We start from the raw sequence: 25369 nt of genomic DNA, 5'->3' as shown, positions 1-25369 counted from the left end.
CTTTTTTTATAAGGTCAGACTTTCCAAATCATCAATAGTTCCGTTGTATATATTGACATCAACCTTGTATCGTTCAACACCTTCTATAGTTGCTTTTTCAGTGAATTGCCAAAAATCCCAATGACCTTTCATTTCCTCTACCCAAAAATTGTAATTCGCAATCCAAATAACGTAATCCTTGAAATGATGTTGTAAATAATCTTCAAAATATTTGTCAGATGTATAGATAATAGGCTTTATATCGTAATGCTCTTCAATAATTTTACACCAATTTTTGATTCCCTCGACCAGGCGTTCCATTGATTGTGTTTTTGGTAAAGTTTCAATATCCAGAACAGGGGGTAAATCACCACTTTCTAATTTTACTTTATTGATGAAATTTTGGGCTTGTAAAGTCGAGTTTTCATCAGGGCGATAAAAGTGATAGGCACCACGTAGAATATTATTCTCTTTTGCGCCTTTCCAATTGTATTCAAAAGTTTCATCAATAGATGATGTTCCCATTGTAGAACGTATAAAAGCAAAATTGATCGGATACAATTGATAAATCGTATGCATCTTCGTCCAATCAATTTTTCCTTGATAATGAGAAACATCGACACCAAAAGTTTTGAGATAATAGTTATCCATTACCTCTATATTCCGAATGTCATATTTTGTGACTTTATCATCAGTTATTTTTTCTCCTTTCAATGATTTTTCGACGATGACAAAATAATAATGAATGCCATGCCGGTAACGGTACGTAAAATAGATAACACATAAAATAACAAACGCAATAAAATACGTCGAAGGTTTAATCTTTTTGTAAAAAGCGTGTTGTTTTGTTTTTTTACGAGGCATTTTGGTAGATAAATTCTATGCAATATTACTTCAATTTTCGATGATAAAAAAAGTAAAATCTTCATTATCTTTGTTCAGTATGAAAAAATGGATATTAGCCGCAAGGCTTCGCACCTTACCACTTTCTTTGAGTGGATTATTATTAGCAGGATTTATTGCAAAATCAGAAGGAATCTTCCGAAATGATATATTTTTCTTATCACTTTTAACGACATTGGCTTTCCAAATATTATCAAATTTTGCCAACGACTATGGTGATGCGGTAAAAGGAACTGATGCAAATAGAGTGGGAGAACAACGTGCTGTAGCTTCAGGTTTAATTACACAAAAACAAATGAAAATAGCCATCGCAATTATGGTTGCAGTCTCGCTAGTATGCGTTGCAGCATTATTGTATGTGTCATTTTATCCCAATGAGATGAACTATATTTATATTTTCCTTGGTTTGGGTGTTGCATCTATTTTTGCAGCAATGGCTTACACAATGGGGAAAAAACCTTATGGATATATTGGGTTAGGAGATCTTTTTGTATTTTTATTTTTCGGGATATTGGCAGTCGCAGGAGGAGAATTTTTGTATTCTAAAGTTTTTCAATGGCAAATTTTGTTACCGGCAGCTTCTATGGGATGTTGGAGTGTGGCGGTTCTAAATTTGAATAACATGCGTGATGTTAAAAATGATGTCAAAAACAATAAAATAACAGTAGCATCAAAGCTTGGATTTCAAAAAAGTAAATATTACCAAATGGCATTAATGACAGCACCCTTTCTATTAAGTGCACTTTATGTAACCATGATACCTGCTAAATCAGGAAAATTATCCGGATTGGTATTTTTAATATTAATCTTTTTTGCAAATGCAATTCGCCGCCAGATATTTGCTGTAAAAGATCCGAAAGACTATGATCCCTTCTTAAAACAAGTTGCTATGCTAGCTTTATTCTTTGCGGTATTACTAGGCTATAGTTTAATCGGATTTGATTTTATTGATACATTAACGCGTTAATCACAAAAAAATATACAATGAAAATTCAATACTTAGGTCATGCTTCATTAGCAGTCGAAGCAAATGGAAAACATATTGTTGTCGATCCGTTTATTACGCCAAATGAATTAGCTAAAAATATAGATTTTGAAAATTTAAAAGCAGATTATATTGTAATTACACATGCGCATCAAGATCATGTGTACGATGTAGAAACTTTAGCAAAACGAACAGGAGCTCTAATTATTTCGAATGCAGAAATAGCAGGTTATTATAGTGCAAAAGGATTAAATGCTCACGGAATGAATACCGGAGGTAAATTTAATTTTGATTTTGGTTCAATTCAGTCTACAATAGCATTTCACTCAAGTTCTTTTGCAGACGGAACATATGGAGGAGATCCTAATGGATATATTATCGAAAGCGAAGGAAAACGAATTTACATTGCTGGAGATACCGCTTTGACGTACGAAATGAAATTGATTCCGGATACCATCGGAGAATTAGATTTGGCAATCTTACCAATTGGTGACAATTTTACAATGGGAGCTAAAAGTGCTTCAATTGCTGCAGAATATGTACAAGCTACAAAAGTATTAGGTTACCATTACGATACTTTTCCACCTATTAAAATTGATAAAGCTGAAGCTAAATCAATTTTCTTTTCGCGCCATATTCAATTGATTTTATTGGATATAGGAGAAGATTTAACAGTTTAGTATAATTTTCTAAATAAACAAAAAGCTCATCAACAGATGAGCTTTCTTATTTTAACCTTCTTTAACTTACAAATCGAGACAATTTGTTTAAATTTGTTTAAAATAATACGCAATGAAATACTTATTCATCGGATTTTTAGGCCTGTTTATGGCTTGCAATGCGCAAGAAACAAAGAAATCTGTTTCTAAAAAGCAATCTATTCATCAAAACACAAAAACACCCCAAAAAGTGAACAAAATTTACAATTATACATTCAAGGACATCAATGATGACGATTTTAATTTCGCTGATTTGAAAGGAAAAAAAATCATAATTCTGAATACTGCTTCAAAATGCGGTTATACACCTCAATATGATGCTTTGGAAAAATTGTATCAGGAATACAAAGACCAAGGAGTGGTTATCGTTGGTTTTCCATCTGATAATTTCGGAGGGCAAGAATTTGATAACAATGAAGAGATTGCAAGTTTCTGTAAATTAAATTATGGTGTAACATTTCCCTTGATGTCAAAAAGTGATGTGATTGGGAAAAACCAGAATGAGATCTTCAAATTCTTAACAAAAAAATCATTGAACGGAAAATCAGATAATGAGGTAAAATGGAATTTTACTAAATTTTTGATTAATGAAGACGGAACTTTAGAAGCTTCTTATCCTTCTAAAGTAACACCGGATTCAAAAGAAATAATTGATTGGTTAAATAAATAATAAATGAAATTAGATATTCTTGCAATTGGTGCACATCCTGATGATGTTGAATTAGGGTGTGGCGGAACACTTGCAAAAGAAATTAAAAACGGTAAAACAGTTGGAATTCTCGATTTAACAAAAGGAGAATTGGGAACGCGTGGTACTGATGAAACACGTCGTGTAGAAGCGAATGATGCAAAGAATATATTGGGAGTTGCTGTTCGAGAAAACCTTGGAATCCCAGATGGATTTTTTTTAAATGACAAAGAAAATCAATTGAAAATTGTAGAAATTATTCGCAAATATCAACCAGATGTCATTTTGAGTAATGCTCCTCATGACAGACACCCGGATCATGGAAAAGGATCTGATTTAGTAAATACGGCTATTTTCTTATCAGGTTTACCAAAAATTGAGAATGGTTGGCCTGCCTGGCGTCCGAAAAAACACTTTCATTATATTCAATGGTTGCCTTTAGAACCTCATTTTGTAGTTGATATCTCCGGATTTATTGATACAAAAGTAGAAGCTTGTTTAGCCTATAAGACGCAATTCTTTGATCCAAATTCAAGCGAACCACAAACACCCATTTCGTCGAAAAACTTTACAGACTCTATTCGATATAGAGCATATGATTTGGGAAGATTAATCGGAACAGAAGGAGGAGAAGGATTTATTTCGAGAAGTTATATTGGTGTAAATAATTTAGATTCTTTAATTTAGAAATAAAGGTGTAAAAAACCTTTATTTTTTTTATCAAAATTATTTGCAAGTACCGATTAATAGGCTATATTTGCAATCCAATTGAGAGATTAATTTAAAGTTAATTTCTCAATGAAAAATGGTGATTGTAGCTCAGTTGGTTAGAGCGCCGGATTGTGGTTCCGGAGGTCGTGGGTTCGAGACCCATCATTCACCCTAAAAACGTTAGAATTCGTTTCAAAAGAAATTCATACCAAATGGTGATTGTAGCTCAGTTGGTTAGAGCGCCGGATTGTGGTTCCGGAGGTCGTGGGTTCGAGACCCATCATTCACCCGCATTAAATCTCAATTTCAATAGAAGTTGAGATTTTTTTATTTCATATAATAATGATAATTAGTCAATGCTAATATAAGTTGTAATAAAATTTTTAAGTTTAAACTTCTCTTGTTCAGTAAAACCCGTAAGAATAATTTTTGTTTTATTACTACCCAAGAAAAATGAAAAAATATTATATGGATAATAAACAACCACTAATCTTTCCTTTTTGTCAAAATACAATTCGTTAATAGTTTCTGTTTCTTGATTTTCAAAAAATCCAGAACTTGATAAAATCAAACTTTTCAAGGGATTGAAATTTTTTTGAGATGTAATGTAAATTATATTTTCTCTAATAAATAAATTATACGTTGAAAAGTCTAGCTTAAATTTTGGAATAATATCTTTTTCGACTACCAGCCCTTTTAATTTAAATATTGATACATCTGAGTTGACGTTTAATTTATGATTATTTTTTTTATTATTCCTAATTCTAAATAAAGTAAGAATGAAATAAATAATATAGAAAAGTATAATTAGGATTATAAATTTTTTATCAAAAAGCATTACAAATTTTATGTATGAACTTAATTTATAAATATACTCTTTTTCTCTTTAAATTTACCAAAACAATCGAAATGAAAAAATCATCAATATTCTTGGGATTGATTGCTTTTGCAGGAGTTTTGAGTTCTTGTTCAACTCAGAAAGCTGTAAGTGAATCGACTCAAACCTCAACTCAAATGACAAAAGATTATGCTTATCAATATTATGCTCAAGTTCCATTAACAACAGATATTTCGCATTTAACAAAAAACGAAAAAGAAATTTTACGTTTGATGTTTAAAACGGCTGATATTATGGATGATTTATTTTGGCAGCAAGCTTATGGTGCTAAGATAGATTTGATAGACGAAACCAAAGGAAAAGCCAGAGAATATGCAAAAATAAACTATGGCCCTTGGGATCGATTGAATAACGAAGTGCCTTTTATTAATGGTGTTGGAACAAAACCTGCTGGAGCAACTTTCTATCCTACAAATATGACCAAGGAAGAATTTGAACAAGCTGATTTAAAAGATGGAAAATCTCCGTATACAATTGTTCGTCGCAATAGAGAGGGAAAATTGTATGCAGTTGCTTATCATGAAAACTTTAAAAATCAATTGCAAAAAGCAGCCGAATATTTGACTCAAGCTTCCGAATTAGCAGAAGATGCTGGGCTTAAAAAATATTTAAAATTACGTGCTGCCGCTTTGATGAGCGATGATTTCTATGCAAGTGATTTGGCTTGGATGGATATGAAAAATGCAAATATCGATATGGTGGTTGGCCCGATCGAAAATTATGAAGATCAATTGTTCGGATACAAAACTTCATATTCAGCGTACATTTTAGTAAAAGACATCGAATGGTCGAAGAGATTGGCAAAATTTGTTCAATATTTACCGGAACTACAAAAGAATTTACCCGTTTCTGCAAATTATAAAAAAGAAGTTCCCGGAACAGACTCTGATCTTAATGCGTACGATGTGGTTTATTATGCGGGAGATTGTAATGCTGCAGGAAAAACAATCGCCATTAATTTACCAAATGATGAGCGTGTACAACTGGAAAAAGGAACACGTCGTTTGCAATTAAAAAATGCGATGAAAGCAAAATTTGATAAAATTTTAGTTCCGATTTCGACAGCTTTAATCGATGAGAGCCAACAAAAGAATGTTAGATTTGATGCATTTTTCTCAAATGTGATGTTTCATGAAGTAGCACATGGTTTAGGAATCAAAAATACAGTCAATGGAAAAGGAACTGTACGAGATGCTTTGAAAGAAGCAAATTCTGCTTTAGAAGAAGGAAAAGCAGATATTCTTGGTTTGTATATGGTGAATCAATTATTGAAGAAAGGGGAATTGACAGGTGCTCAGGAAGATTATTTTGTGACCTTCTTGGCCGGAATTTTACGTTCTGTTCGTTTTGGAGCAAGTTCTGCTCATGGACAAGCAAATATGATCGCCTTCAATTATTTTGCTGAACAAGGTGCTTTTGAGAAAACTGCAAGCGGACGTTACAAAGTAAATGCTGTTAAAATGGAAAAAGCAATGAATGGTTTATCAGAATTGATTTTGACATTACAGGGAAATGGAGATTACGAGGGAGTAAAAAAATTGTATGCAGATAAAGGAACTATTCATACTGATTTACAAAATGATTTAGATATTTTGAAAACGAAAAACATTCCGGTTGATGTTGTTTTTGAACAAGGACCTGAAATGTTGGGATTATAAAAAACTATTGATAAAATAAAAGCCACTTTTAAAAGTGGCTTTTATTTTATTTAGTAAGAATGTAAATTTATTTATGTCCCAAGTAAATTTGGAACCCTACAGCTACACCTAAACCGTTTTGAGCTTGCGCGTTGGCTAAATTAGATTTTGAATAGTTGTATCCAACCGTTCCTTCTAATGCTACATTTCGGGAAATAAAGTGAGCATAACCTGCATTTACTCCAAATCCAAATGAAGTATCAGAGACACCTCCTGATTTAGCTCCTGTTACACCAACTTCTCCTTGTCCAAAGAAACGTCCTGTCGAACTAGCTCCTTCAGGAAAATAATAACGAGCAAAAGGCATTAATTTGTATTGATAAATATTATCACCTCCTTTCACGGTTTGCAAACCAAAACCAGTCGTTAAACCAATAGCAATCCCATCAGAAATAAAATATCCGGCTTGAGGGCTTAAATTGATATTAAAATTTTCACCTTCAAAAGAATAACCTATAGAACCTATCGACCCACCTACAATCCAATTTCCTTGTTTAATTGGAGTTGTACCGACATTGGCTGAAGTTTGAGGAGTTGTTATCTCTTGAGCATAAGAAAATACAGATAGCATACCTACACAAAGTGTTAAAACTAGTTTTTTCATAATATTTATTTTGATTTTCTTTAGAACTTCATAAACTATACCAAAAAACGTTAAAACTATATTTACTTATTCTGACTTCTTCAATTCAAGGAACATTTCAAATGCTTTTTCAAATTCTTCGAGTGTAATTAAGTGTGTCATTTCTGCATCAAAAATTTGATCAATGGTTGCGTTTTGTTGTTTTAAACGTTCAACAAATTCGATTTGGAATTTTGGTTCGATAACATCATCTTTTAAACCTGTAAAAATTAAGTTGCGTTGCTGTGGAATACCATTTAACAGTTGGTCAGGAATAAATGGTTTTAACCGTTCTACAGCAATTACAGCAGGGTTGAACATCAGAACAGGGATGTTTAACATTAATCCCAAATAATAACTTATCATTCCGCCTAAACTTGTTCCTGCTATAAATTCGATTGGTTCATTTGTAAATTGCTGCACTAAATCCTGAATCAATGTAGGTGAGTTGTCATAATCTATTGTTGGGGCATAACATTCTCCCAAAGAATTTAAATATTCTCTTTTTTCATCTGTTACAAATCCTTGGTAGCCATGTAAATATGCAAATTTCATTTGTTTTTAAATTTATTTAATAAATAAAATACTGAAAGATATTCAGTATGACAAGAAATGTAAAAATACGAAAAAACCCTTTCTGAAAATATTCAGAAAGGGTTAAAATTATATGAATAAATCTTTTAGTTCGCTGTTTCAGTTTCCTCTACAGATTCTTCCTTTTGAGCATTTGGCAATTCACCTTTGAACAAGAATGAAATAATTTCTTTGTTTACAGTGTCTAACATTCTTTGGAAGATATGGAAAGATTCTTGTTTGTAAATTACTAACGGATCTTTCTGCTCGTAAACCGCATTTTGAGATGTTTTGCGTAAATCATCAACGTCACGTAAATGCTCTTTCCAATTGTCATCAATTAAACTTAATACAACAGATTTTTCGAAATCTTTGATTAATGTTTTACCTTGAGATTCATACGCTTCTTTTAAATCACAAACCACAGTCATTTGACGAATTCCATCTGTAAATGGGACTTGAATACGAGAGAACATATGTCCTTGATTTTCGTAAACATTCGAAATAACAGGAAAAGCTGTTTCTGCCACATATTTCATACGTGCTTTGTAATCTTCGATTGCCGCATCGTATGTCATATTTGTTAAATCCTTTATTGATTTAGATCTAAATTCATCCTCTGTAACAGGAGTACCCATTGTGAAGTATTTAATTAAATCTAATTCGTATTGAGCAAAATCTTCAAAATCTTTGTTCGATTTTACAATAGAAGCTGCAACATCATAAATCATGTTTGCAATATCTACTTCAAGACGATCTCCAAATAAAGCATTGTGACGACGTTTGTAAATTACCTCACGTTGTTTGTTCATAACATCATCGTATTCCAGCAAACGTTTACGAATACCAAAGTTGTTTTCTTCAACTTTTTTCTGTGCACGTTCGATAGATTTTGTAATCATCGAGTGTTCAATGACATCACCATCTTTGTGTCCCATACGGTCCATTAGCTTAGCGATTCTTTCAGAACCAAACAAACGCATTAATGAATCTTCTAATGAGACAAAGAATTGAGATGATCCTGGATCTCCTTGACGACCGGCACGACCACGTAACTGACGGTCTACACGACGAGAATCGTGACGTTCGGTACCAATGATAGCCAAACCTCCGGATTCTTTTACTTCTTGGGTTAATTTGATGTCGGTACCACGACCGGCCATATTTGTTGCAATTGTAACAGCTCCCGGTTTACCAGCTTCTGTTACAATATCAGCTTCACTTTTGTGTAGTTTTGCATTCAAGACATTGTGTGCAATTCCACGTAGCTTTAAAGCTTTCGATAATAACTCAGAAATCTCAACATTCGTTGTTCCAACCAATACAGGTCGTTTATCTTCTTGTGATAATCGAACAATTTCCTCGATTACGGCTTTATATTTTTCACGATTTGTTTTAAAAACAATATCATTTCTATCGTGACGTAAAATTGGGCGGTTTGTAGGAATAGAAACAACATCTAATTTGTAAATTTCCCAGAACTCACCAGCTTCAGTTTCCGCTGTACCAGTCATACCTCCTAATTTGTTGTACATACGGAAGTAATTCTGTAATGTAATGGTTGCAAATGTTTGTGTAGCAGCTTCAATTTTTACATTCTCTTTCGCTTCTATTGCTTGGTGTAAACCATCTGAATAACGACGACCATCCATAATACGACCTGTCGATTCGTCAACAATTTTTACTTCTCCGTCTACCACAACATACTCAATATCTTTCTCGAATAATGTATATGCTTTCAATAATTGACTTAGCGTATGAATACGTTCAGATTTAATAGAAAAATTACGGAAGAATTCTTCTTTCATTTTAAGAATCTCTTCTTTCTCTTTTCCTGAGTTTTCAATTGCCCCAATATTTGTAGAAACGTCTGGTAAAATGAAGAATTGATCATCTTCCATTCCTTTAGACAAATACTCGATACCTTTATCTGTTAAATCTGATTGATTTTGTTTTTCATCAATTACAAAGTATAAATGCTCGTCAACTTTTGGCATTTCACGGTTATTATCCTGAATGAAATGAGCTTCTGTCTTTTGTAATTGAGCACGAATACCGTCTTGTGATAAGAATTTAATTAAAGGTTTGTATTTTGGTAAACCACGGTAAACCTGATACAATTTGAAACCACCTTCTTTTAAATCACCTTGTTTAAATAATGTTTTTGCTTCGTTCAATGTTTTACCCAACATTTCACGTTGCATATTGTATAAACGATCAATTTTTGGTCTTAATACATCGAACTCGTGACGATCACCTTGTGGAACAGGCCCGGAAATAATCAATGGTGTACGGGCATCATCAATTAATACAGAATCGACCTCATCGACAATCGCAAAGTTTAGTTCGCGTTGCACCAAAGCGTCAGGCGTATTGGCCATATTATCACGTAAATAATCGAAACCAAATTCATTATTTGTACCATAAACAATGTCACAAGCATAAGCTTCGCGACGACCCGGAGAGTTTGGTTGGTGGTTATCAATACAGTCTACAGATAACCCATGGAAAGAGAAAATCGGACGCATCCATGCCATATCTCGTTTTGCCAAATAATCATTCACCGTTACTAAGTGAACACCACGGCCTGTCAATGCATTTAAATAAATTGGCAATGTTGCTACTAACGTTTTACCTTCACCTGTTTGCATCTCCGCAATACGACCTAAGTGCAAGGCAGAACCTCCAATAAACTGAACATCATAGTGCGACATATCCCATGTAACCTGACGACCTGCTGCATCCCATGAATTTTTCCATATTGCAGTATTATCATCTTTTAGAGATACGAAATCGTGACCACGATTCACTAATGTTTTATCAAATTCAGAAGCAGTTACTTCTAATGTTTCATTTTCAGTAAAACGTTTACCTGTTTCGCGCATAACCGCAAAAGCTTCCGGTAAAATTTCTAATAAAATCTTTTCTTCAATCTCGTAAGCTTGTTTATTGATTTTATCGATTTGAGAATATAACTCTTCTTTTTCACCAAAATCTTCAGTTTCTTCAACTTTCTGCTTTAACTCATCAATCTGAGCTTTAAGGTCTTTTGTTGCTTCAACTAATTTTGTTTTAAAGCCTGTCGTTTTTTCTCTTAATTCATCAATTGTTAATGAACCAAACGATTGACCAGCTTCGTTAGCTGCATCAACATATTTTTGTAATTCTTTTACATCTTTCGCATTCTTATCTCCTAAGAATCCTTGTAAAATTTTTGTTAAAATATTCATATTTTTCTGCGTTCTTCGTCCAAATTAGCTACAATATATTTGATGACTAATTTAGATGCAAATATACGTTAACTATGTTAGTTATAGATTATAGAATTGAAAAAAGCCCCAATTTGGGCTTTTTTATTTTTAATATTCGTCTTCGTTCCAAAGGAAATCATCATCCGTTGGATAGTCCGCCCAAATTTCTTCAATGCTTTCGTAAGAATCTCCTTCATCCTCTATAGATTGTAAGTTTTCTACCACCTCCAAAGGTGCACCAGTACGAATTGCGTAATCAATTAATTCATCTTTTGTTGCTGGCCAAGGCGCATCACTTAAATAAGATGCCAATTCTAAAGTCCAATACATAGCTTATATTTTTTTTATTATTAGTAGAGATAATTAAACTCTAAATTATTTTCTAAAAATTTGATTTTTGCAAATCAAATAATTTGCCAAAGTCAAACTGTCAGTATTTATGTTAAAATTAAATTTTTTCCTTCTCTATATTTAATTATTTTTATGCCTAAATATAACGAAAATGGACACGAATATAACAAAATTATTTGCAATAAAATACCCAATTATTCAAGGTGGTATGATTTGGAACAGTGGATGGCGTTTAGCTTCAGCTGTCAGTAATGCAGGAGGATTAGGATTAATAGGTGCAGGAAGCATGTATCCCAATGTTTTACGTGAACATATTCAAAAGTGTAAAGCTGCTACAAATCATCCTTTTGGAGTAAATGTTCCGATGCTTTATCCTAATATTGAAGAAATTATGCAGATTATTTTAGAAGAAGGTGTAAAAGTTGTGTTTACTTCTGCAGGAAATCCAAAAACATGGACTGAAATTCTAAAAAAAGAAGGAATTACTGTAGCACACGTAGTGAGTAGTGCTAAATTTGCACTGAAATCTCAAGAAGCAGGTGTCGATGCTGTCGTGGCAGAAGGTTTTGAAGCTGGCGGACATAATGGCAGAGAAGAAACAACAACATTGTGTTTAATTCCGAATGTCAGACGTCAAATAGATATTCCGTTAATTGCAGCGGGAGGTATAGGAACAGGTTCTCAAATTTTGGCAGCATTAGCTCTAGGTGCAGACGGAGTACAAATTGGTTCCCGTTTTGCCGCAACACGAGAATCTTCTGCAAATCAAACTTTCAAGGAGGTGATTGTAAAAGCGCAAGAGGGAGATACGCAATTAACATTAAAAGAATTGGCTCCTGTCAGGTTAATTAAAAATGAATTTTTTGATCAAATACAAGAGAAATACCGACTAGGAACAAATGCAGAAGAATTAAAAGAACTTTTGGGTCGAGGACGCTCTAAGAAAGGAATGTTTGAAGGTGATTTAATTCATGGAGAATTAGAGATTGGCCAAGTTTCAGCTTTGATTGATTCAATTCCGACGGTTGCTGAAGTGTTTGATGATTTATTAATTGATTATAAACATGCAAAAGAAAAATTATTGCAATTATAATTACAACAATTTTATATTTTTACAAGGATGCAAAAGCATCCTTTTTTTGAATAATAATCTATGAAGCAATTCTTTGTAACAATACTAACAACCGTGTCTGTTTTTATTTTTGGTCAGAATACTAATCAAGAGAAAACTGAAAAAGGAGCAACTATAGAATGGCAGGGGTATCAAATTAACAACAATAAATGGGGTGAAAATAAAGTGAAAAAAGGTATTTATTCCCAAACGATTTTTACAAACGATAATATAGCAGGTTGGAAATGGCAAACTTCTGGCAGAAAATATGGTGTTATTGGCTATCCTGAAATTTGGTTTGGAGAAAGTGCCTGGTTGAATTTGACTGATGTTAAATCGGATAATTACTTCAAAAATATCAATGAAATTAAAATTTTTGAGGTTGATTATGAAACGATTTTAGAAGTGAACAATAAAAAATATAATTTAGCTTTTGATTTTTGGTTGCATTATTCTCCAAAAGTAGCCTTGCAAACAATTGGAGTAGAGGTTATGATTTGGGAAGATTACAATAAGTTTAAACCTTTTGGTAAAAAAGTAGGAAATGTAATTACTTCCTTTGGTCAGTATGATATTTACAAAGGTCATTTGATCAAAAAAGAGTTAAATTCAAGTTGGGATTACGTTGCTTTTGTGAGAAAAGATAAACGAACTGCAGGAAAAGTAAATGTGATGGAATTTATCAATGCAATGAATAAACATCATCTCATCGGAGAAAATATTTATTTATCATCATTTGAATTTGGAACTGAAATTTTAAATTCTACCGGAAATATACGTGTTAAAAAATATGACTTGAGAATTGAATAAAAAAAAGAAAAGCTGTCAAGTACCTGACAGCTTTTCTTTTTTTATAATCTTCCTTGTTCTTTCAGTTTCCAATACCGGAGTAATCCATTCACAGACATCCAGCATGGATTAGCATATTCATATACCTGAATCTGATCTTCTGAGAGTCCTTCATCTTTGTAGGATTTCGTTACAAAATCAACAAAAACAGGAACAACATCTTCTGTTGGGATTTGATCATCATACATTGGTTTTATATAATTTGCCCATTGGTCCAACGTTTTTTCTAATTGATGAAAATGAGCTTCAAGGTTTTCATGGTAACCATAATGTGTGGGATAAATTCCTTTTGCATCTATTTTTCTCAATTTAGCGATCGATTCTTTCCATAATTCGATGTTGATATCAGGTGGTGGACAAGGAGGGGATACAGGTCCGTTTTCTATTTTAACTCCTGCAACATCTCCTGTGAAAATAACATCATCTAAAACATAAGCATTATGATGTACTGCGTGTCCGGGGGTATAAATTGTTTGGAAAACAACATCACCAAACTCGACACTCTGTCCATCTGCCAAACCAACTAAATATTCTTCATTGATCGGTTTCATTTCTCCCCATAAACGATTCATATCATCACCATAAATCATTTTAGCTGAATCCCATAATTTTTCCGGATTCTTAAGATGAAGTAAACCAATTGGATTGACAAAAATTGTCGCACCATGTTCTGTAAATTTCCAAGCGGCACCGGCATGATCAAAATGAATGTGTGTAATTAAAATATTTTCAATGTCAATTACCCGCCAACCTAAAGTTTCTATCCCTGTTTTCAGCTTTTCGAAAGTGGAGTATGGACCCGGATCAACTAAAACCGGTCCCTGTTCTGTTTCGATTAAATAAGTTGCGATGGCTTCCTTTTCATTTTGAAAATTCAGGTCTATTGTATGTATTTTTGGCATGCTATAATATTTCTTCTATGGTATATTTTATTCCATTAAATTCTATTTTATCGCCGGCTCGTTTTCCAACCAACGCTTCAAAAATAGGAGCTTGTGTACTAATTCCTACAAACTTTTTATTTTCCCATTCGAAATCTTTGAAAGATAAACCAATGACAAAATTAACTTTGTCAGTCAAAACAACATTTCCTTCCGTTATTTCATCAATCAACTCAGGACGAAGCACTTTGAAGTTGTTTAAATCTTCTGTTGCTTGATTAATTCTTATTTGTAGATTTCTGGCGGAATCTGTAGATTGACTTTGCTGTGCAAAATCATCCAGCTCTAAACTCGATTCTTCATCTAAATCAGCGCTTTCAGTATAAATTCGTTCCGACTCTTTTAAGGCGTTTATTTCATCTTGTTTAAGTTGGATAAGATGCTGAATGACATCTTTTCTGATATGTTTTTTATTCATTTTTGTAGTTTTAAGTTTAGATAAACTTACAAAAAATAAAAAACTCCTGAACTATTCATTCAAGAGTTTTTTACTACTATATTTAATTATCCTGATGTTATTGAGCGAAACTATAGCGCGCACCTCCCGGACTGAAAATAGATAACATTCTGCTTTTTTGCCCTTCAGAGAACATATATAATCCTCTATCGTCACTATAATCCATATAATTCATGGTCATTTCGACAGGAGATCCTGAACATGTACTATAATGAGGGTATGCAGGGACACCGTAGTTTGGTGCATTATGATAAGGCGTATCGTCTACATAATCTGTTAGACATCCACCTCCATCTCCCCAAATGTGACGTAAATTCATCCAGTGACCAACTTCATGAGTAGCTGTTCTCCCTAAATTGAACGGGTAAGTTGCAGTTCCGGTATTTCCAAAATACCTTGAATCAATTACCACTCCGTCTGTTGCAGAACTACCTCCTGGAAATTGTGCATAACCTAAAATACCACTTCCGATTGTACACACCCATAAATTAAGTTTTGTTGTAGGGGAAGTTGGCAGAATTCCTGTACTTTTCTTCATGGCATCATTTGTTCCCCAAGAAGTTTTTGTTGTTTGTTTTCTGTTCACCGTTTCTAATTCAAATTTAATCCCAACATTTGCTTTTACATTTGAAAACAAAGCGGGCACCTGAGAAAAATCAGCATTCTGTGCATTGAAATCTTTATTTAAAACATCAATTTGAGACTGAATCTGAGCTAAAGAAATATTTTCAGCGGCCGTTTTATACAAAACATTTACAACAACAGGGATAACAATAGTTCCGTTGACTAGTTTTCCTTGCATTTTTTCAAAGTTTTGGGCATGGGCTTCAATATCTGCCATTTTTGAGGCCAGATTAGGATTTTCTGATAGCTGTAATTTTAAAACTTCATCAGAAGCGCACGTTCGACTTGCAACTTTTTGATTAGCAGATTCTGCTTGAGGATCCATTTCGTTTTTAGTGTCATCACTACAAGCTGTTAATACAGCAAGTGTAGCTAATGTAAAGATAAATTTGTTCATATTATTGTTATTTAATTAGTGTCTACTAAAAATACAATAATATTTATTGAAAACATGAATAAAATCATATTTTAACAATAAAACAATTTACAGGTACATATAGTTTGCAGAAATGGAAGTTAAATTGAAAAAATATCACATGTGATTTTATGGAAGAATTTCATTGATTACATCCTCCAGTTCATATTTGGTCATGGCTTGATCATGGAAAGCAACTTTTTCTCCTTTATTGTAAATAATTGTAACGGGAATATTTCCACCCCACTTGGAATCGAAAGAAGGAATCCATTCATTCATCCGCTTGGTGTCATCTAGCAAAACAACTTCTGTATTGATGTGATAATCTGTTATAAATTTCTTTACTTTATCCAATACTTTTGGTCGATCCAAAGATACCAATAGCATTTTGAAATTAGGATTGTCTTTGTATTTTCCATTAACTTCCATAAATGCAGGAATCTCTTCAACGCAAGGAGCACACCATGTTGCCCAAAAATTAACGACAACAACTTGATCTTTATAAGTTGTGATTTTTTCGTGTAAAGCTTCATATTTCACAGTTTCCACAGATTGTGCATTCACAGTAGAGAAAGTTAAAGTTCCTATTAAACCAAGGAAAGAAAATAATTTCATATTTACTTTTTTAAATATTTTTTCAAATTTAATAGAACAAGAATCAATCCAAGGTATTTTTTATGAAATTTTGCCGAATAGAATATTAAACCGATTTTTGTAGAAAATTATTCACTTTGTTTTCAAAAGAAGAAGCTTATCGTATAAAAAAAGATTTTTGGATTTCGTACGGATCGTACATGAAATTGCAGATGAATGCTGAGGGACTACCGATAAATTGGGTTAATTATAAAACAACAATTAAAGGAATTAGTTTTAGAACTGATGTTGAAAGGAAGTATGCAGAAGTGTCGATAGAAATTTCGCATCCTGATGCTTCAGTTCAATGGATGATGTATGAACAGTTTGAAGAATATGAAAATCTTTTGGAGAGTTATCTTAACGAGAAATGGATTTGGACAAAAGAAGATTATGATGATGATGGAAAAATGATTTCGACAATCAAAATCCGGTTAGATAATATCAGTATTTTTAGAGAAACAGATTGGCCTCAAATTATTTCGTTCCTAAAAGACCGAATGATTAACCTGGATGAATTTTGGTGTGATCATAAAGATAGTTTTGAGATCTTTAAAGAATTATAAATAAAAAAGAAGCTTTAATTAAGCTTCTTTTTTATTTATTCTATTACACAAGTGAAATTTTCTATTTCCAGCAATTCATTTGTTTCTTCTAAAACTTCTTTCAATTGATCTTGAGGTAAATTTAATGAGTCTAATATTTTGATATTATTTTGCAAGTCTTTCACTAAAATACATTCTTTTGATAACAAAACTTTTTCTTGTTCAGGCGTTAAAGTCGTTAAACAAGTAACAGGATATAAAGCGGCATTATCAACCAAATATTTGATGCTGTTTTTTTCCGGATAATCCCATGAAATTAAGCCAATACCATAATAATTTGCAAAATCTATACTATCTGTTGTCAGGTATGCATTGGTCACGAGAAAGCCTTTGGTCGGTTTCAGCTCTCTTCCGAAAAAATGGTAGGTGTGATCTTCTACATCTTTCATTCGGGATAAAAAATACATCGGTGTTGTTACACTAATTTTAGCATCTTCATCATTTCTGAATTTACATTCACAGAAAATCAATTGATTTCCTTTAGATGCGACAACATCTATTTCATGTGTTACGGCATTTCCTTGTACAATTTCCGAATGTAAAGATTGATACCCCGCAGCTTGTAAAACTTTTCCAATCCACTTTTCGAAATAATAGCCTTCCGGACCTAAATCTCTCAATGCTCTTTTTAGGCTGTAACGTGCCGCATAAGAACTTCTGTAGTGTTTGAGGTGTGAAAAGGCGATACGATACAACTCTTTGGTTGGAATCCCATTGTAAATATCCTTTGAAACCAACTCAAAAACTTCTTCAACTTCTTCTTTTTTTGCTCCTGACTTTGTTAATGAACGCTTTAAAGCTTTGGGATTATATGGGATTAATTCACCTGAATTCTTTTTTACTAACATATTTAGATTGATTTTTATTCTAAACGAATTTAAATAAAAGTTTATTCAAATACGATAAAAGTTTAAATTCTAAATAAAAGTTATCTTTGCAAAAGTTTTAAAATCAATACATGAAATTAGAAGCATTTTTACAAGAAAGAAGCGGTAACCAATGTGAATTGACAGGAGTTACAGAAAATTTATCGATTTACGAAGTAAATCCTGAAGCGAGTAGTAATCCTGATCGTAATGTTTACATCACTCAAAAATGTATCAATCAGATTGAGAAGAAAGAGGAATTAGATGCTACTTTTTGGGAATCATTTTTACTTTCGTCAATGTGGAGTGAAGTTCCTGCGGTTCAGGTGCTTTCTTGGCGAATGTTAAATCGTTTTAGAAATGAATCTTGGGCTGCTGATGCTTTGGACATGATGTACTTGGATGACGAGAATATGGAATGGGCAAAAGCTTCGGGAGATCACGAAGGTGATGGAAGTGTTGAATTGCACAAAGACAGTAATGGAAATATTTTGGTGAATGGGGATACCGTAACCTTAATCAAAGATTTGGATGTAAAAGGATCTTCTATTAACGCTAAAATAGGAACTGCTGTAAGAAATATTCGTTTGGTACATGATAATACAGAACAGATTGAAGGAAAAGTTGACGGACAATTAATCGTTATTTTAACGAAGTTTGTAAAGAAATAAATAAAATCCACTCAACTGAGTGGATTTTTCGTTTTATCTAATTCTTTTATAGAATTTGACTCCTTTCGTTGTTTCTATTTTCAACTCATTATTATTGATATTAAACTTTCCTTTAAGAATAATTTCGGGAGTTCGATTTTCTTCTTGCGTTCCTTTTAAATAAATTGAATCTTTTTCAAAAGTATATGTTCCTGAATTAATAGGTTTAAATGTAGAATTATTCACTTTTTGAAATGTATTAGCAGATTCAAAATAAATTCTTTCATTATTTTCTACATTTTCCCAAGCTCCAAAAAATTGATTTTGACTTAAAAATTTATCTTTTAGTGTCGTAATCAAAACAAATAACCCGATGAAAACAAGAGGGATATAGATAAATTTCAGTTTACTTATTTTATTGATTTTTATAGTTCTTTCTTTCTCAAATAGTGGAGGCGTTTTTATAAAATATTTAATTAATTCGTTATAATCAGAGAAAAAAACGAATAATGCCATTATGGTTAAAACTACAGCCATTCCTTTTGCTCCATCAATATCATAAGCAAAATCCATCAGTAAAATATTAATCATAAACGTTAAGAAAATGATGATGCCAATTCTTGTTGTTTGTCTAAAAAATAGAAGCAAAGAACTGATAATTTGCGTTGAAGCAATGATTAAACCATACCAATATGAATAACCATAATAAAACCACGTAAGTTCAAATCCAGAAAGATTTCCAATTGGCTTGTCATAAACACTTGGTTGCGATATAAATTGAGTTTCAAAAATTTTTGCAAAAGCGTAAGAAATAATCATGGTTGCTAAAAAGTAGCGACAAAATGTATAAGTAAAATAATGAATCTTTTTCCAATTGATCATGTAACAATAATTTATTGGCTAAAATATTTTAATAAATAGATTCAAAATTGTAAGAATGTAAACTAATCAAAAAATTTCAAAGCTGTTTCGTTTTGTAAATCAACTTCTTTAAAAAATTGATTTGGGTTTCGTTTTGTAATTGATTTGAAATCTTTGATAAAGTGTGATTGATCATAATAATCTTTCGATGATAATTCAGTTAAATTTTTACTTTCTTTTTTATTAAGTAAAGAATTTCTGAATCGGAAGATTTTTCTATATTCAGAAGGAGATTTTCCTAAATGTTTTTTGAAAATTCGGTTCAAATATTGTCTTGAAACAGAATATTTTTTTGAAATATCTTCAATTTTAATTTCTTTTTCAACATCTCTACTTATATTCTCCAGAAAAGATAAATCAACTTCGATCAACTTTGAAATTAAATATTGTTCCAATGCAACAGTCTTTTCATTAATAGTTAAATCAAATAATTTAGCAGAAAAATCGGTTATATCTTTAAACAAATTAAAATCAATTAACGTCTTTTTGTTTTTTGAACTAAAATCAGTTATATCAAAATGAAATATTCCTAATGGTTTAAAACAAATTGTTATTTCGTCTATTAAATGTGTATAGAAAATTCTCATTGGTTTAGAATAACTCAAAACCAAAGAACAAATAATCATATTATTTTCAGAAGAACTAAGAAAAATATTCTCTTTTTCTTCCTTGACAATTGTGTTTTTATTGATTGTATAAAAGATATTGTTATTCGGAAATGTTTCATATTCTACACTTCCAGATAGTTTATCTTTTTGTATAAAATAATAGCCGTCTACATATTTTTTTAAAATATCATTTTTAGGCTTGTAGTATTCAATATTCATTGATTAAAGTCTGTAATTTTATTGAATTTAAAGTTAATTTGAAACAATAAAAAAACCACTCAATTGAGTAGCTTTTTTATTATTTAATTCTTTGAATCATTATATCTTGTCAGAATATCTACTAAATCGATATTATCCATACGTTGGTCTTCAATTTCTTTCAATAATTCAGGATTATCAGCAATTGCTTTACTTAGCTGATTTTTTCTATGATTAAATAAACCTAATTGAAAAACTTCTCCTTTTTCATTTACTAAATAATCATGATAACTTATCGAACCATCCATTAAATGTTGAGAGATTCTTTGGTACCATTTTATTTTTCCATCAAAAACTAAAACTTTTAATTGACTTCCATCGTTTACATAAGTCACTTTACGATCATATAGATTGGTAAAAGATAAGGATTTAATCTCTCTTGCTTTAATTTTTGCTGTTTTTTTCTTGTTGGTATCAACTAAAATGGCTTTTTTGTAAAAACTAGCATCATTAATTAATTTTTTATTAAAAAGATTAACAATTACCATCATTGTAGAATGAATTGTGTCGTTATTATTTTTGATTAATTCTACATCTACATACCTTTTTTGAGCAAAGGTAAAACTTGAAATAATCAAAAAAACTAATGCAAATAATTTGTGTTTATTCATATTTTTTCGTGTTTATTTTTCTATTTCTTTTAAACTCTCCATTTTTTTTGTGGCCAGGAAGCCTTTGATATCTTCAAAATGTTCTTTCACACGTTTGTTTCCAAATTCAAAAACTTTTTCCGCTAAACCATCTAAGAAATCACGGTCGTGCGAAACCAAAATAACCGTTCCTTCAAATTCTTTTAACGCATCTTTGATGATATCTTTTGTTTTCATATCTAAATGATTCGTTGGCTCATCTAAAATCAATACATTATAGGGTTCTAATAACAATTTTACCATCGCCAGACGTGTTTTTTCTCCCCCCGAAAGCACTTTTACTTTTTTGTCGATATCATCACCTTTAAACATAAAAGCTCCCAGAATACTTTTGATTTGTGTTCTGATGTCTCCTTCTGCAATACGGTCTACAGTTTCGAAAATTGTCAAATCTTCTTCTAATAATGAAGCTTGATTTTGTGCAAAATACCCGATTTGAACATTATGACCGATTTCTAATTTACCATTGAAATCAATTTCATTCATAATGGCTTTAATCATTGTCGACTTTCCTTCACCATTTTTCCCGATTAACGCAACTTTCTGTCCACGTTCAATAACCATATTAGCCTCATTAAAAACAATATGTTCACCATAAGATTTTGATAAATTTTCCACTACGACCGGATATTGCCCTGAACGAGCTGCAGGCGGAAATTTTAGTTTAAGCGCAGAAGTGTCTACTTCATCTACTTCAATAATTTCTAATTTCTCTAACATTCGAACACGCGATTGTACTTGTTCTGTTTTAGAAAATGTTCCGCGAAAACGTTCGATAAATAATTTATTTTCGGCAATAAATTTTTGTTGTTCATCATATGCCTTTTGTTGATGAATTCTTCTGTCTTGACGCAAAACTAAATAATCGGAATATTTTGCTTTGTAATCATAAATACGTCCCATCGTTACTTCAATTGTACGATTGGTAATATTATCGACAAAGGTACGATCGTGTGAGATAACCATTACGGCTTTGGCTTGGTTTTTCAGGAAATCCTCTAACCATTGAATCGATTCAATATCCAAGTGATTGGTTGGCTCGTCTAACAAAATTAAATCAGGCTTGCGTAAAAGAATTTTTGCCAATTCGATTCGCATACGCCAACCACCGGAAAATTCAGATGTAGGTCTGTCCAAATCTTTCTGCAAGAATCCCATTCCTTTCAAAACTTTTTCAACTTCAGCTTCGTAGTTAACTTCTTCCATTGAATAAAACTTTTCACTGACCTCTGATACACGTTCGATTAATTTCATATAATCATCGCTTTCATAATCAGTTCGTACAGTTAATTGTTCGTTTATATCATCTATCTCTTGTTTCATTGAAAGGTATTCGTCGAATGCTTTCGACGTTTCTTCTCGGACAGAACAATTATCTTCAGTTAATAAATGCTGCGGTAAATAAGCAATAACGGCTTCTTTAGGAGCCGAAATATTTCCTGATGAAGGTTTATTTATCCCAGCGACAATTTTGAGTAAGGTAGATTTTCCTGCCCCATTTTTACCCATTAAAGCAATTTTATCGTTTTCGTTTATCACAAAACTTACTCCACTAAATAGTGCTGTAGAGCCAAATTGAACGGAAATATCATTAACTGTAACCATATGTTTTATCGAATAATTGCGGCAAAGATAATTGAATGAAGAAGAATATGGTTAAACTTTTCTTTTTTTACGAAAGATGCCTATCGATTAAATTTATTTGATGGTATTCTATGAAGAGTTGAGAAATAAAAAATCCGAGAAGTTTTTACTTCTCGGATTAGTTTTTTTAATCAAAAACTAATTTAGTTTTTGATTAATTTTTTTGTAACGATACCGTTATTTGTTTCGAATTTTAAGATGTAAACTCCTTTCGGTAAATTTTCTGTAGAAACACTTCCTTTTTGACCATCAAATTTTACAGTTTTAGTTGAAACACTTCTACCGGTCATATCAACAATATCAACTTTGATATCATTTTTGATTGATTTGTCTACAATATAAACCATATCTTTCGCAGGGTTTGGATACATTTGGAAAGTTGATTCTTTGATTTCTGAAGTTGATAACTTACATGCCAAAATATCTGCAGGCGGCATATCAAAAGCTTCAGTTCCATCAGTTCTGCTATTTGAACTCCCTTGCTTAGCACTATATCCTAATCCTCGGCGGGCAAAAGCTTCCCAAATATCACATTTGTTCGCGCCTTCATTCAGTTGTTCATCTGCCTTAAGAATCGCATCACGACCATCCACAAATCCGGGAGAACAAGGTTGTAATTTAAGTCCTGTCATTACCAATTGTAAAGCCATATTGTTACCCGCTTTCCCATGATATAAATCTGGAGAAAAACCATATTTATCAACCAGTTTCCAATTTAAATCCCAAATCATAGAGGCCCATACGTATCCTGTATTATGTGGCGAATCTGCATTTCCATAATTTTTTAAGAATCCATATTTTGCCGGATTAACATTCATATCAGTTGAATAGGCAGTGGCACGAATTCCTGCTCCATCAATAGCTTGATTTGCAGCAAATGTACCAATTCCTCTTTTTGTTGTACCTGTATCATTTGGAAGTTGCGTAATCATTAATCCGAAGAAATCTGACCAGCCTTCTCCCATTTGTTCAAGGTTATTTAAACAATTTGCATTTGTTATTGGTCCTGTTAAACGATTAGAAATTCCATGTCCGTATTCATGTGCAATAATACCATTATCAAAACTTCCATCAATATACGTATCTTCAGTTTTAACCAAAGAACCATTAACTATTCTTTTGTTTTCTAATTCTTTAATAATAGCATCACCATCAGCTTTACGAATTGCTATTACAGGAATGGTAATTGTTGGATCATCTCCAGACATATTGATCATTCCGTCAACATTATTTACAATTATGGCAGCTTTTGCACCTGCATTTTGTGCATTTTTAGCTTTTATTGCAAAAGAACAATCACCTCGGTAAATGATAGCGATTTTATCGTTAACTTCTGAGGCATTTGTAATTGTTCCACATCCATCATAAGGTGTTCCTGTAGTTTCACTTTTTAAAGTTAAAGAGAAATCTTTTGTTAATGGAGTAGAAGTCAAGGTTCCTCCCCAAGTAGGAATTGAAGCTTGGTAGCTTCCGGCTATATTGGAAGGGCTATTAACAATAAGTGATTCCGGAGTTTTACTCCATAAAAACATTGACATACGTGGAGATCGACCATCGGCAGGAGTTGCAAAAGTGGCATTGTTTAAAACTCCTTCATTAAATCTTGTTTGAGCTAAGGCTATCACATCATCATTACCTGTTCCGCCTTTATCAAAGTTAATTTTTTGAAAATTTCCGTTCGCTTCAGTAAATCCGTAATTATAGAAAATATCATGCATCATGTTATTCATATAGAATAGATTTGTTGTTGCTGCCTGCCATGATTCAAAAGGATGTTTTGTGAAATCGACAGGGAAATCAAAAGCTAAAGAATTTCCTCCATCAACATAATCCTTGTTATCTATCGATACAGTATTCAACACAGAGTTATACGAATTATAGCCTTTAGATTCGTGATCTCGTACAGCTCTTACATTATTTCCTTCAGTTCTTGTTTTTATGGTACTTTCAGAAGTATTGTGCCAGCCATTTGGAGAAGCTGTTGTGTTGGATACAGATAGATCTGCAAATGTTCTACCTCCTCGGTTGGGTGCTTCTAAAGGTAATTGATAAACATTATATTGTGGAGAAGCTGTATTGCTAATATCTGTATATAACCAGCTCCAATCTTCTTGATTAAATGTTGCTAAATTTTCGTTATAAAATGATCCGTGATCAAAACTACAACTTAATGTATTGTTATGTTTTTCTAATATTTTCCCGGTATTGGCATCAACGACAACATGTATGATGTCATTTTGATTTTCTTTTACCAGCTGATAACTAAACGCATAACTTAAAAGAGGTTCTTGATTCTCACTAATATAATATACAATTTCTTGAGTGTCTTCATTCGAAACGTAAATTCCTTTCTGATTGATTTTTGTGTCAGAAATGATATTTAATCCTTCGCTTTGCGCGATCATATTGACTGCTTGATTGAAGCTAAGAGATGGAGTTATATTTGCTCTTTTTAAAGAAATATAAAAGCTATCAGAAGAGGTCTTTGAAACAACTTGGTTGTCTTTAATGATATAAGTAGCATAACTATTATAAATAGGTATTCCCTGAAAGGTTCTCTGAGTATAAACTCGTTGTGTTTGATTATCGTGAATCGTTTGAGCAAATTTATACTCAACATCGCTTGCGATTGCTTTCGTTTCATAATTGTCGACAATTTGTTCTGCCGTTTGGGCGTGAACAGTCATAGACAAAATAAACGCAGAAAATATCAGCGTAAAATTTTTCTTCATTTTAAATATTGTGTTAATTATTTAACTA

At 32.3% G+C, this 25369-nt stretch carries 25 protein-coding genes and 2 tRNA genes; 11 read left to right on the top strand and 16 right to left on the bottom strand.

All coding sequences use genetic code 11. The features are described 5' to 3' along the window. Nucleotides 1–6: 6 nt before the first annotated feature. The gene (locus H277_RS0114335) at nt 7–843 is read right to left on the bottom strand and encodes a glycoside hydrolase family 25 protein (protein WP_019976306.1); all 837 of its coding nucleotides are present in this window, start codon (nt 841–843) and stop codon (nt 7–9) included. Between the two features lie 79 nt (nt 844–922). Between H277_RS0114335 and menA the strand changes: the two genes are divergently transcribed. From menA to H277_RS0114305, 6 genes are all read left to right on the top strand, one after another. Continuing rightward, nucleotides 923–1849, top strand: a complete 927-nt coding sequence (gene menA, locus H277_RS0114330) for a 1,4-dihydroxy-2-naphthoate octaprenyltransferase (RefSeq protein ID WP_026357625.1) — start codon at nt 923–925, stop codon at nt 1847–1849. A 17-nt stretch (nt 1850–1866) separates the two neighbouring features. Beyond that, nucleotides 1867–2547, top strand: coding sequence for a metal-dependent hydrolase (locus H277_RS0114325; RefSeq protein WP_019976304.1), 681 nt, complete (start codon nt 1867–1869; stop codon nt 2545–2547). Nucleotides 2548–2659: 112 nt separating this feature from the next. Beyond that, nucleotides 2660–3256: a glutathione peroxidase gene (locus H277_RS0114320; RefSeq protein ID WP_019976303.1), complete on the top strand. Its 597-nt coding sequence runs from the start codon at nt 2660–2662 to the stop codon at nt 3254–3256. Between the two features lie 3 nt (nt 3257–3259). Next, nucleotides 3260–3961 carry a bacillithiol biosynthesis deacetylase BshB1 gene (bshB1, locus tag H277_RS0114315; protein WP_019976302.1) on the top strand — a complete coding sequence of 234 codons (702 nt, stop codon included), beginning with the start codon at nt 3260–3262 and terminating at the stop codon, nt 3959–3961. A gap of 120 nt (nt 3962–4081) precedes the next feature. After that, nucleotides 4082–4157: transfer RNA gene (locus H277_RS0114310), tRNA-His, on the top strand. A 42-nt stretch (nt 4158–4199) separates the two neighbouring features. Next, nucleotides 4200–4275: transfer RNA gene (locus H277_RS0114305), tRNA-His, on the top strand. A gap of 59 nt (nt 4276–4334) precedes the next feature. Here H277_RS0114305 and H277_RS0114300 read toward each other — a convergent pair. Then, nucleotides 4335–4823 carry a hypothetical protein gene (locus H277_RS0114300; RefSeq protein WP_019976301.1) on the bottom strand — a complete coding sequence of 163 codons (489 nt, stop codon included), beginning with the start codon at nt 4821–4823 and terminating at the stop codon, nt 4335–4337. Between the two features lie 71 nt (nt 4824–4894). Here H277_RS0114300 and H277_RS0114295 point away from each other — a divergent pair, with 71 nt between their 5' ends. After that, nucleotides 4895–6541 (top strand): dipeptidyl-peptidase 3 family protein, encoded by a 1647-nt coding sequence (locus H277_RS0114295; protein ID WP_026357624.1) that lies wholly within the window; start codon nt 4895–4897, stop codon nt 6539–6541. Nucleotides 6542–6608: 67 nt separating this feature from the next. On the opposite strand, the gene H277_RS0114290 is transcribed toward H277_RS0114295, so the two are convergent. The 4 genes from H277_RS0114290 to H277_RS0114275 all read right to left on the bottom strand — a co-directional run bounded on the left by H277_RS0114290 (nt 6609) and on the right by H277_RS0114275 (nt 11356). After that, complete coding sequence (locus tag H277_RS0114290; RefSeq protein WP_026357623.1) at nt 6609–7184, bottom strand: porin family protein; 576 nt, start codon at nt 7182–7184, stop codon at nt 6609–6611. A gap of 66 nt (nt 7185–7250) precedes the next feature. Further along, nucleotides 7251–7757 (bottom strand): YqiA/YcfP family alpha/beta fold hydrolase, encoded by a 507-nt coding sequence (locus H277_RS19825; RefSeq protein ID WP_019976298.1) that lies wholly within the window; start codon nt 7755–7757, stop codon nt 7251–7253. Between the two features lie 125 nt (nt 7758–7882). Next, nucleotides 7883–11005 (bottom strand): preprotein translocase subunit SecA, encoded by a 3123-nt coding sequence (secA, locus tag H277_RS19185; RefSeq protein ID WP_019976297.1) that lies wholly within the window; start codon nt 11003–11005, stop codon nt 7883–7885. A 129-nt stretch (nt 11006–11134) separates the two neighbouring features. Beyond that, nucleotides 11135–11356 carry a DUF2795 domain-containing protein gene (locus tag H277_RS0114275; RefSeq protein WP_019976296.1) on the bottom strand — a complete coding sequence of 74 codons (222 nt, stop codon included), beginning with the start codon at nt 11354–11356 and terminating at the stop codon, nt 11135–11137. Between the two features lie 172 nt (nt 11357–11528). Between H277_RS0114275 and H277_RS0114270 the strand changes: the two genes are divergently transcribed. Next, entirely contained in the window at nt 11529–12470 is a 942-nt protein-coding gene (locus tag H277_RS0114270) for an NAD(P)H-dependent flavin oxidoreductase (protein WP_019976295.1), read from the top strand. A gap of 60 nt (nt 12471–12530) precedes the next feature. After that, entirely contained in the window at nt 12531–13298 is a 768-nt protein-coding gene (locus H277_RS0114265; protein WP_081623235.1) for a GH12 family glycosyl hydrolase domain-containing protein, read from the top strand. Nucleotides 13299–13339: 41 nt separating this feature from the next. On the opposite strand, the gene H277_RS0114260 is transcribed toward H277_RS0114265, so the two are convergent. The 4 genes from H277_RS0114260 to H277_RS0114245 form a co-directional block, all read right to left on the bottom strand. Continuing rightward, entirely contained in the window at nt 13340–14239 is a 900-nt protein-coding gene (locus H277_RS0114260; protein ID WP_019976293.1) for an MBL fold metallo-hydrolase, read from the bottom strand. Between the two features lies 1 nt (nt 14240). Further along, nucleotides 14241–14696 carry a hypothetical protein gene (locus H277_RS0114255; protein WP_019976292.1) on the bottom strand — a complete coding sequence of 152 codons (456 nt, stop codon included), beginning with the start codon at nt 14694–14696 and terminating at the stop codon, nt 14241–14243. Nucleotides 14697–14793: 97 nt separating this feature from the next. Continuing rightward, nucleotides 14794–15756, bottom strand: coding sequence for a zinc metalloprotease (locus H277_RS0114250; RefSeq protein WP_019976291.1), 963 nt, complete (start codon nt 15754–15756; stop codon nt 14794–14796). Nucleotides 15757–15903: 147 nt separating this feature from the next. After that, nucleotides 15904–16389, bottom strand: coding sequence for a TlpA family protein disulfide reductase (locus H277_RS0114245; protein WP_019976290.1), 486 nt, complete (start codon nt 16387–16389; stop codon nt 15904–15906). Between the two features lie 116 nt (nt 16390–16505). Here H277_RS0114245 and H277_RS0114240 point away from each other — a divergent pair, with 116 nt between their 5' ends. After that, nucleotides 16506–16973 carry a DUF4268 domain-containing protein gene (locus tag H277_RS0114240; protein ID WP_019976289.1) on the top strand — a complete coding sequence of 156 codons (468 nt, stop codon included), beginning with the start codon at nt 16506–16508 and terminating at the stop codon, nt 16971–16973. A 35-nt stretch (nt 16974–17008) separates the two neighbouring features. On the opposite strand, the gene H277_RS0114235 is transcribed toward H277_RS0114240, so the two are convergent. Then, the gene (locus H277_RS0114235; protein ID WP_019976288.1) at nt 17009–17860 is read right to left on the bottom strand and encodes an ATP cone domain-containing protein; all 852 of its coding nucleotides are present in this window, start codon (nt 17858–17860) and stop codon (nt 17009–17011) included. 110 nt (nt 17861–17970) lie between these two features. Between H277_RS0114235 and H277_RS0114230 the strand changes: the two genes are divergently transcribed. Next, a complete protein-coding gene (locus H277_RS0114230; protein WP_019976287.1) occupies nt 17971–18549 on the top strand; it encodes a PhnA domain-containing protein in 579 nt (192 codons plus the stop codon). A gap of 33 nt (nt 18550–18582) precedes the next feature. Here the strand turns inward: H277_RS0114230 and H277_RS19820 are convergent, their stop codons facing one another. From H277_RS19820 to H277_RS19170, 5 genes are all read right to left on the bottom strand, one after another. Continuing rightward, nucleotides 18583–19410: a hypothetical protein gene (locus H277_RS19820; protein ID WP_019976286.1), complete on the bottom strand. Its 828-nt coding sequence runs from the start codon at nt 19408–19410 to the stop codon at nt 18583–18585. A 62-nt stretch (nt 19411–19472) separates the two neighbouring features. After that, on the bottom strand, nt 19473–20276 hold the full coding sequence (locus tag H277_RS19175; protein ID WP_019976285.1) for a helix-turn-helix domain-containing protein: 804 nt from the start codon (nt 20274–20276) through the stop codon (nt 19473–19475). An 83-nt stretch (nt 20277–20359) separates the two neighbouring features. Further along, on the bottom strand, nt 20360–20926 hold the full coding sequence (locus H277_RS0114215; protein ID WP_019976284.1) for a hypothetical protein: 567 nt from the start codon (nt 20924–20926) through the stop codon (nt 20360–20362). 12 nt (nt 20927–20938) lie between these two features. Then, nucleotides 20939–22570, bottom strand: coding sequence for an ABC-F family ATP-binding cassette domain-containing protein (locus H277_RS0114210; protein ID WP_019976283.1), 1632 nt, complete (start codon nt 22568–22570; stop codon nt 20939–20941). A 182-nt stretch (nt 22571–22752) separates the two neighbouring features. Then, complete coding sequence (locus tag H277_RS19170) at nt 22753–25341, bottom strand: T9SS-dependent M36 family metallopeptidase (RefSeq protein ID WP_185093394.1); 2589 nt, start codon at nt 25339–25341, stop codon at nt 22753–22755. Between the last annotated feature and the right edge of the window lie 28 nt (nt 25342–25369).

Source organism: Empedobacter brevis NBRC 14943 = ATCC 43319, from assembly GCF_000382425.1.
Lineage (GTDB): Bacteria > Bacteroidota > Bacteroidia > Flavobacteriales > Weeksellaceae > Empedobacter > Empedobacter brevis.
This window is presented reverse-complemented; position numbering and strand designations above follow the sequence as displayed.

Bases quoted from the DNA above. Each gene is read 5' to 3' on its own strand.
- menA (WP_026357625.1), top strand. From the start codon at position 923: ATGAAAAAATGGATATTAGCCGCAAGGCTTCGCACCTTACCACTTTCT.
- H277_RS0114325 (WP_019976304.1), top strand. From the start codon at position 1,867: ATGAAAATTCAATACTTAGGTCATGCTTCATTAGCAGTCGAAGCAAAT.
- H277_RS0114250 (WP_019976291.1), bottom strand. From the start codon at position 15,756: ATGAACAAATTTATCTTTACATTAGCTACACTTGCTGTATTAACAGCT.
- secA (WP_019976297.1), bottom strand. From the start codon at position 11,005: ATGAATATTTTAACAAAAATTTTACAAGGATTCTTAGGAGATAAGAAT.
- H277_RS0114320 (WP_019976303.1), top strand. From the start codon at position 2,660: ATGAAATACTTATTCATCGGATTTTTAGGCCTGTTTATGGCTTGCAAT.
- H277_RS19175 (WP_019976285.1), bottom strand. From the start codon at position 20,276: ATGAATATTGAATACTACAAGCCTAAAAATGATATTTTAAAAAAATAT.
- H277_RS0114260 (WP_019976293.1), bottom strand. From the start codon at position 14,239: ATGCCAAAAATACATACAATAGACCTGAATTTTCAAAATGAAAAGGAA.
- H277_RS0114235 (WP_019976288.1), bottom strand. From the start codon at position 17,860: ATGTTAGTAAAAAAGAATTCAGGTGAATTAATCCCATATAATCCCAAA.
- H277_RS0114210 (WP_019976283.1), bottom strand. From the start codon at position 22,570: ATGGTTACAGTTAATGATATTTCCGTTCAATTTGGCTCTACAGCACTA.
- H277_RS0114215 (WP_019976284.1), bottom strand. From the start codon at position 20,926: ATGAATAAACACAAATTATTTGCATTAGTTTTTTTGATTATTTCAAGT.
- H277_RS19825 (WP_019976298.1), bottom strand. From the start codon at position 7,757: ATGAAATTTGCATATTTACATGGCTACCAAGGATTTGTAACAGATGAA.
- H277_RS0114295 (WP_026357624.1), top strand. From the start codon at position 4,895: ATGAAAAAATCATCAATATTCTTGGGATTGATTGCTTTTGCAGGAGTT.
- H277_RS0114265 (WP_081623235.1), top strand. From the start codon at position 12,531: ATGAAGCAATTCTTTGTAACAATACTAACAACCGTGTCTGTTTTTATT.
- H277_RS0114290 (WP_026357623.1), bottom strand. From the start codon at position 7,184: ATGAAAAAACTAGTTTTAACACTTTGTGTAGGTATGCTATCTGTATTT.
- H277_RS0114230 (WP_019976287.1), top strand. From the start codon at position 17,971: ATGAAATTAGAAGCATTTTTACAAGAAAGAAGCGGTAACCAATGTGAA.
- H277_RS0114270 (WP_019976295.1), top strand. From the start codon at position 11,529: ATGGACACGAATATAACAAAATTATTTGCAATAAAATACCCAATTATT.
- bshB1 (WP_019976302.1), top strand. From the start codon at position 3,260: ATGAAATTAGATATTCTTGCAATTGGTGCACATCCTGATGATGTTGAA.
- H277_RS0114335 (WP_019976306.1), bottom strand. From the start codon at position 843: ATGCCTCGTAAAAAAACAAAACAACACGCTTTTTACAAAAAGATTAAA.
- H277_RS0114275 (WP_019976296.1), bottom strand. From the start codon at position 11,356: ATGTATTGGACTTTAGAATTGGCATCTTATTTAAGTGATGCGCCTTGG.
- H277_RS19170 (WP_185093394.1), bottom strand. From the start codon at position 25,341: ATGAAGAAAAATTTTACGCTGATATTTTCTGCGTTTATTTTGTCTATG.
- H277_RS0114300 (WP_019976301.1), bottom strand. From the start codon at position 4,823: ATGCTTTTTGATAAAAAATTTATAATCCTAATTATACTTTTCTATATT.
- H277_RS0114245 (WP_019976290.1), bottom strand. From the start codon at position 16,389: ATGAAATTATTTTCTTTCCTTGGTTTAATAGGAACTTTAACTTTCTCT.
- H277_RS0114255 (WP_019976292.1), bottom strand. From the start codon at position 14,696: ATGAATAAAAAACATATCAGAAAAGATGTCATTCAGCATCTTATCCAA.
- H277_RS19820 (WP_019976286.1), bottom strand. From the start codon at position 19,410: ATGATCAATTGGAAAAAGATTCATTATTTTACTTATACATTTTGTCGC.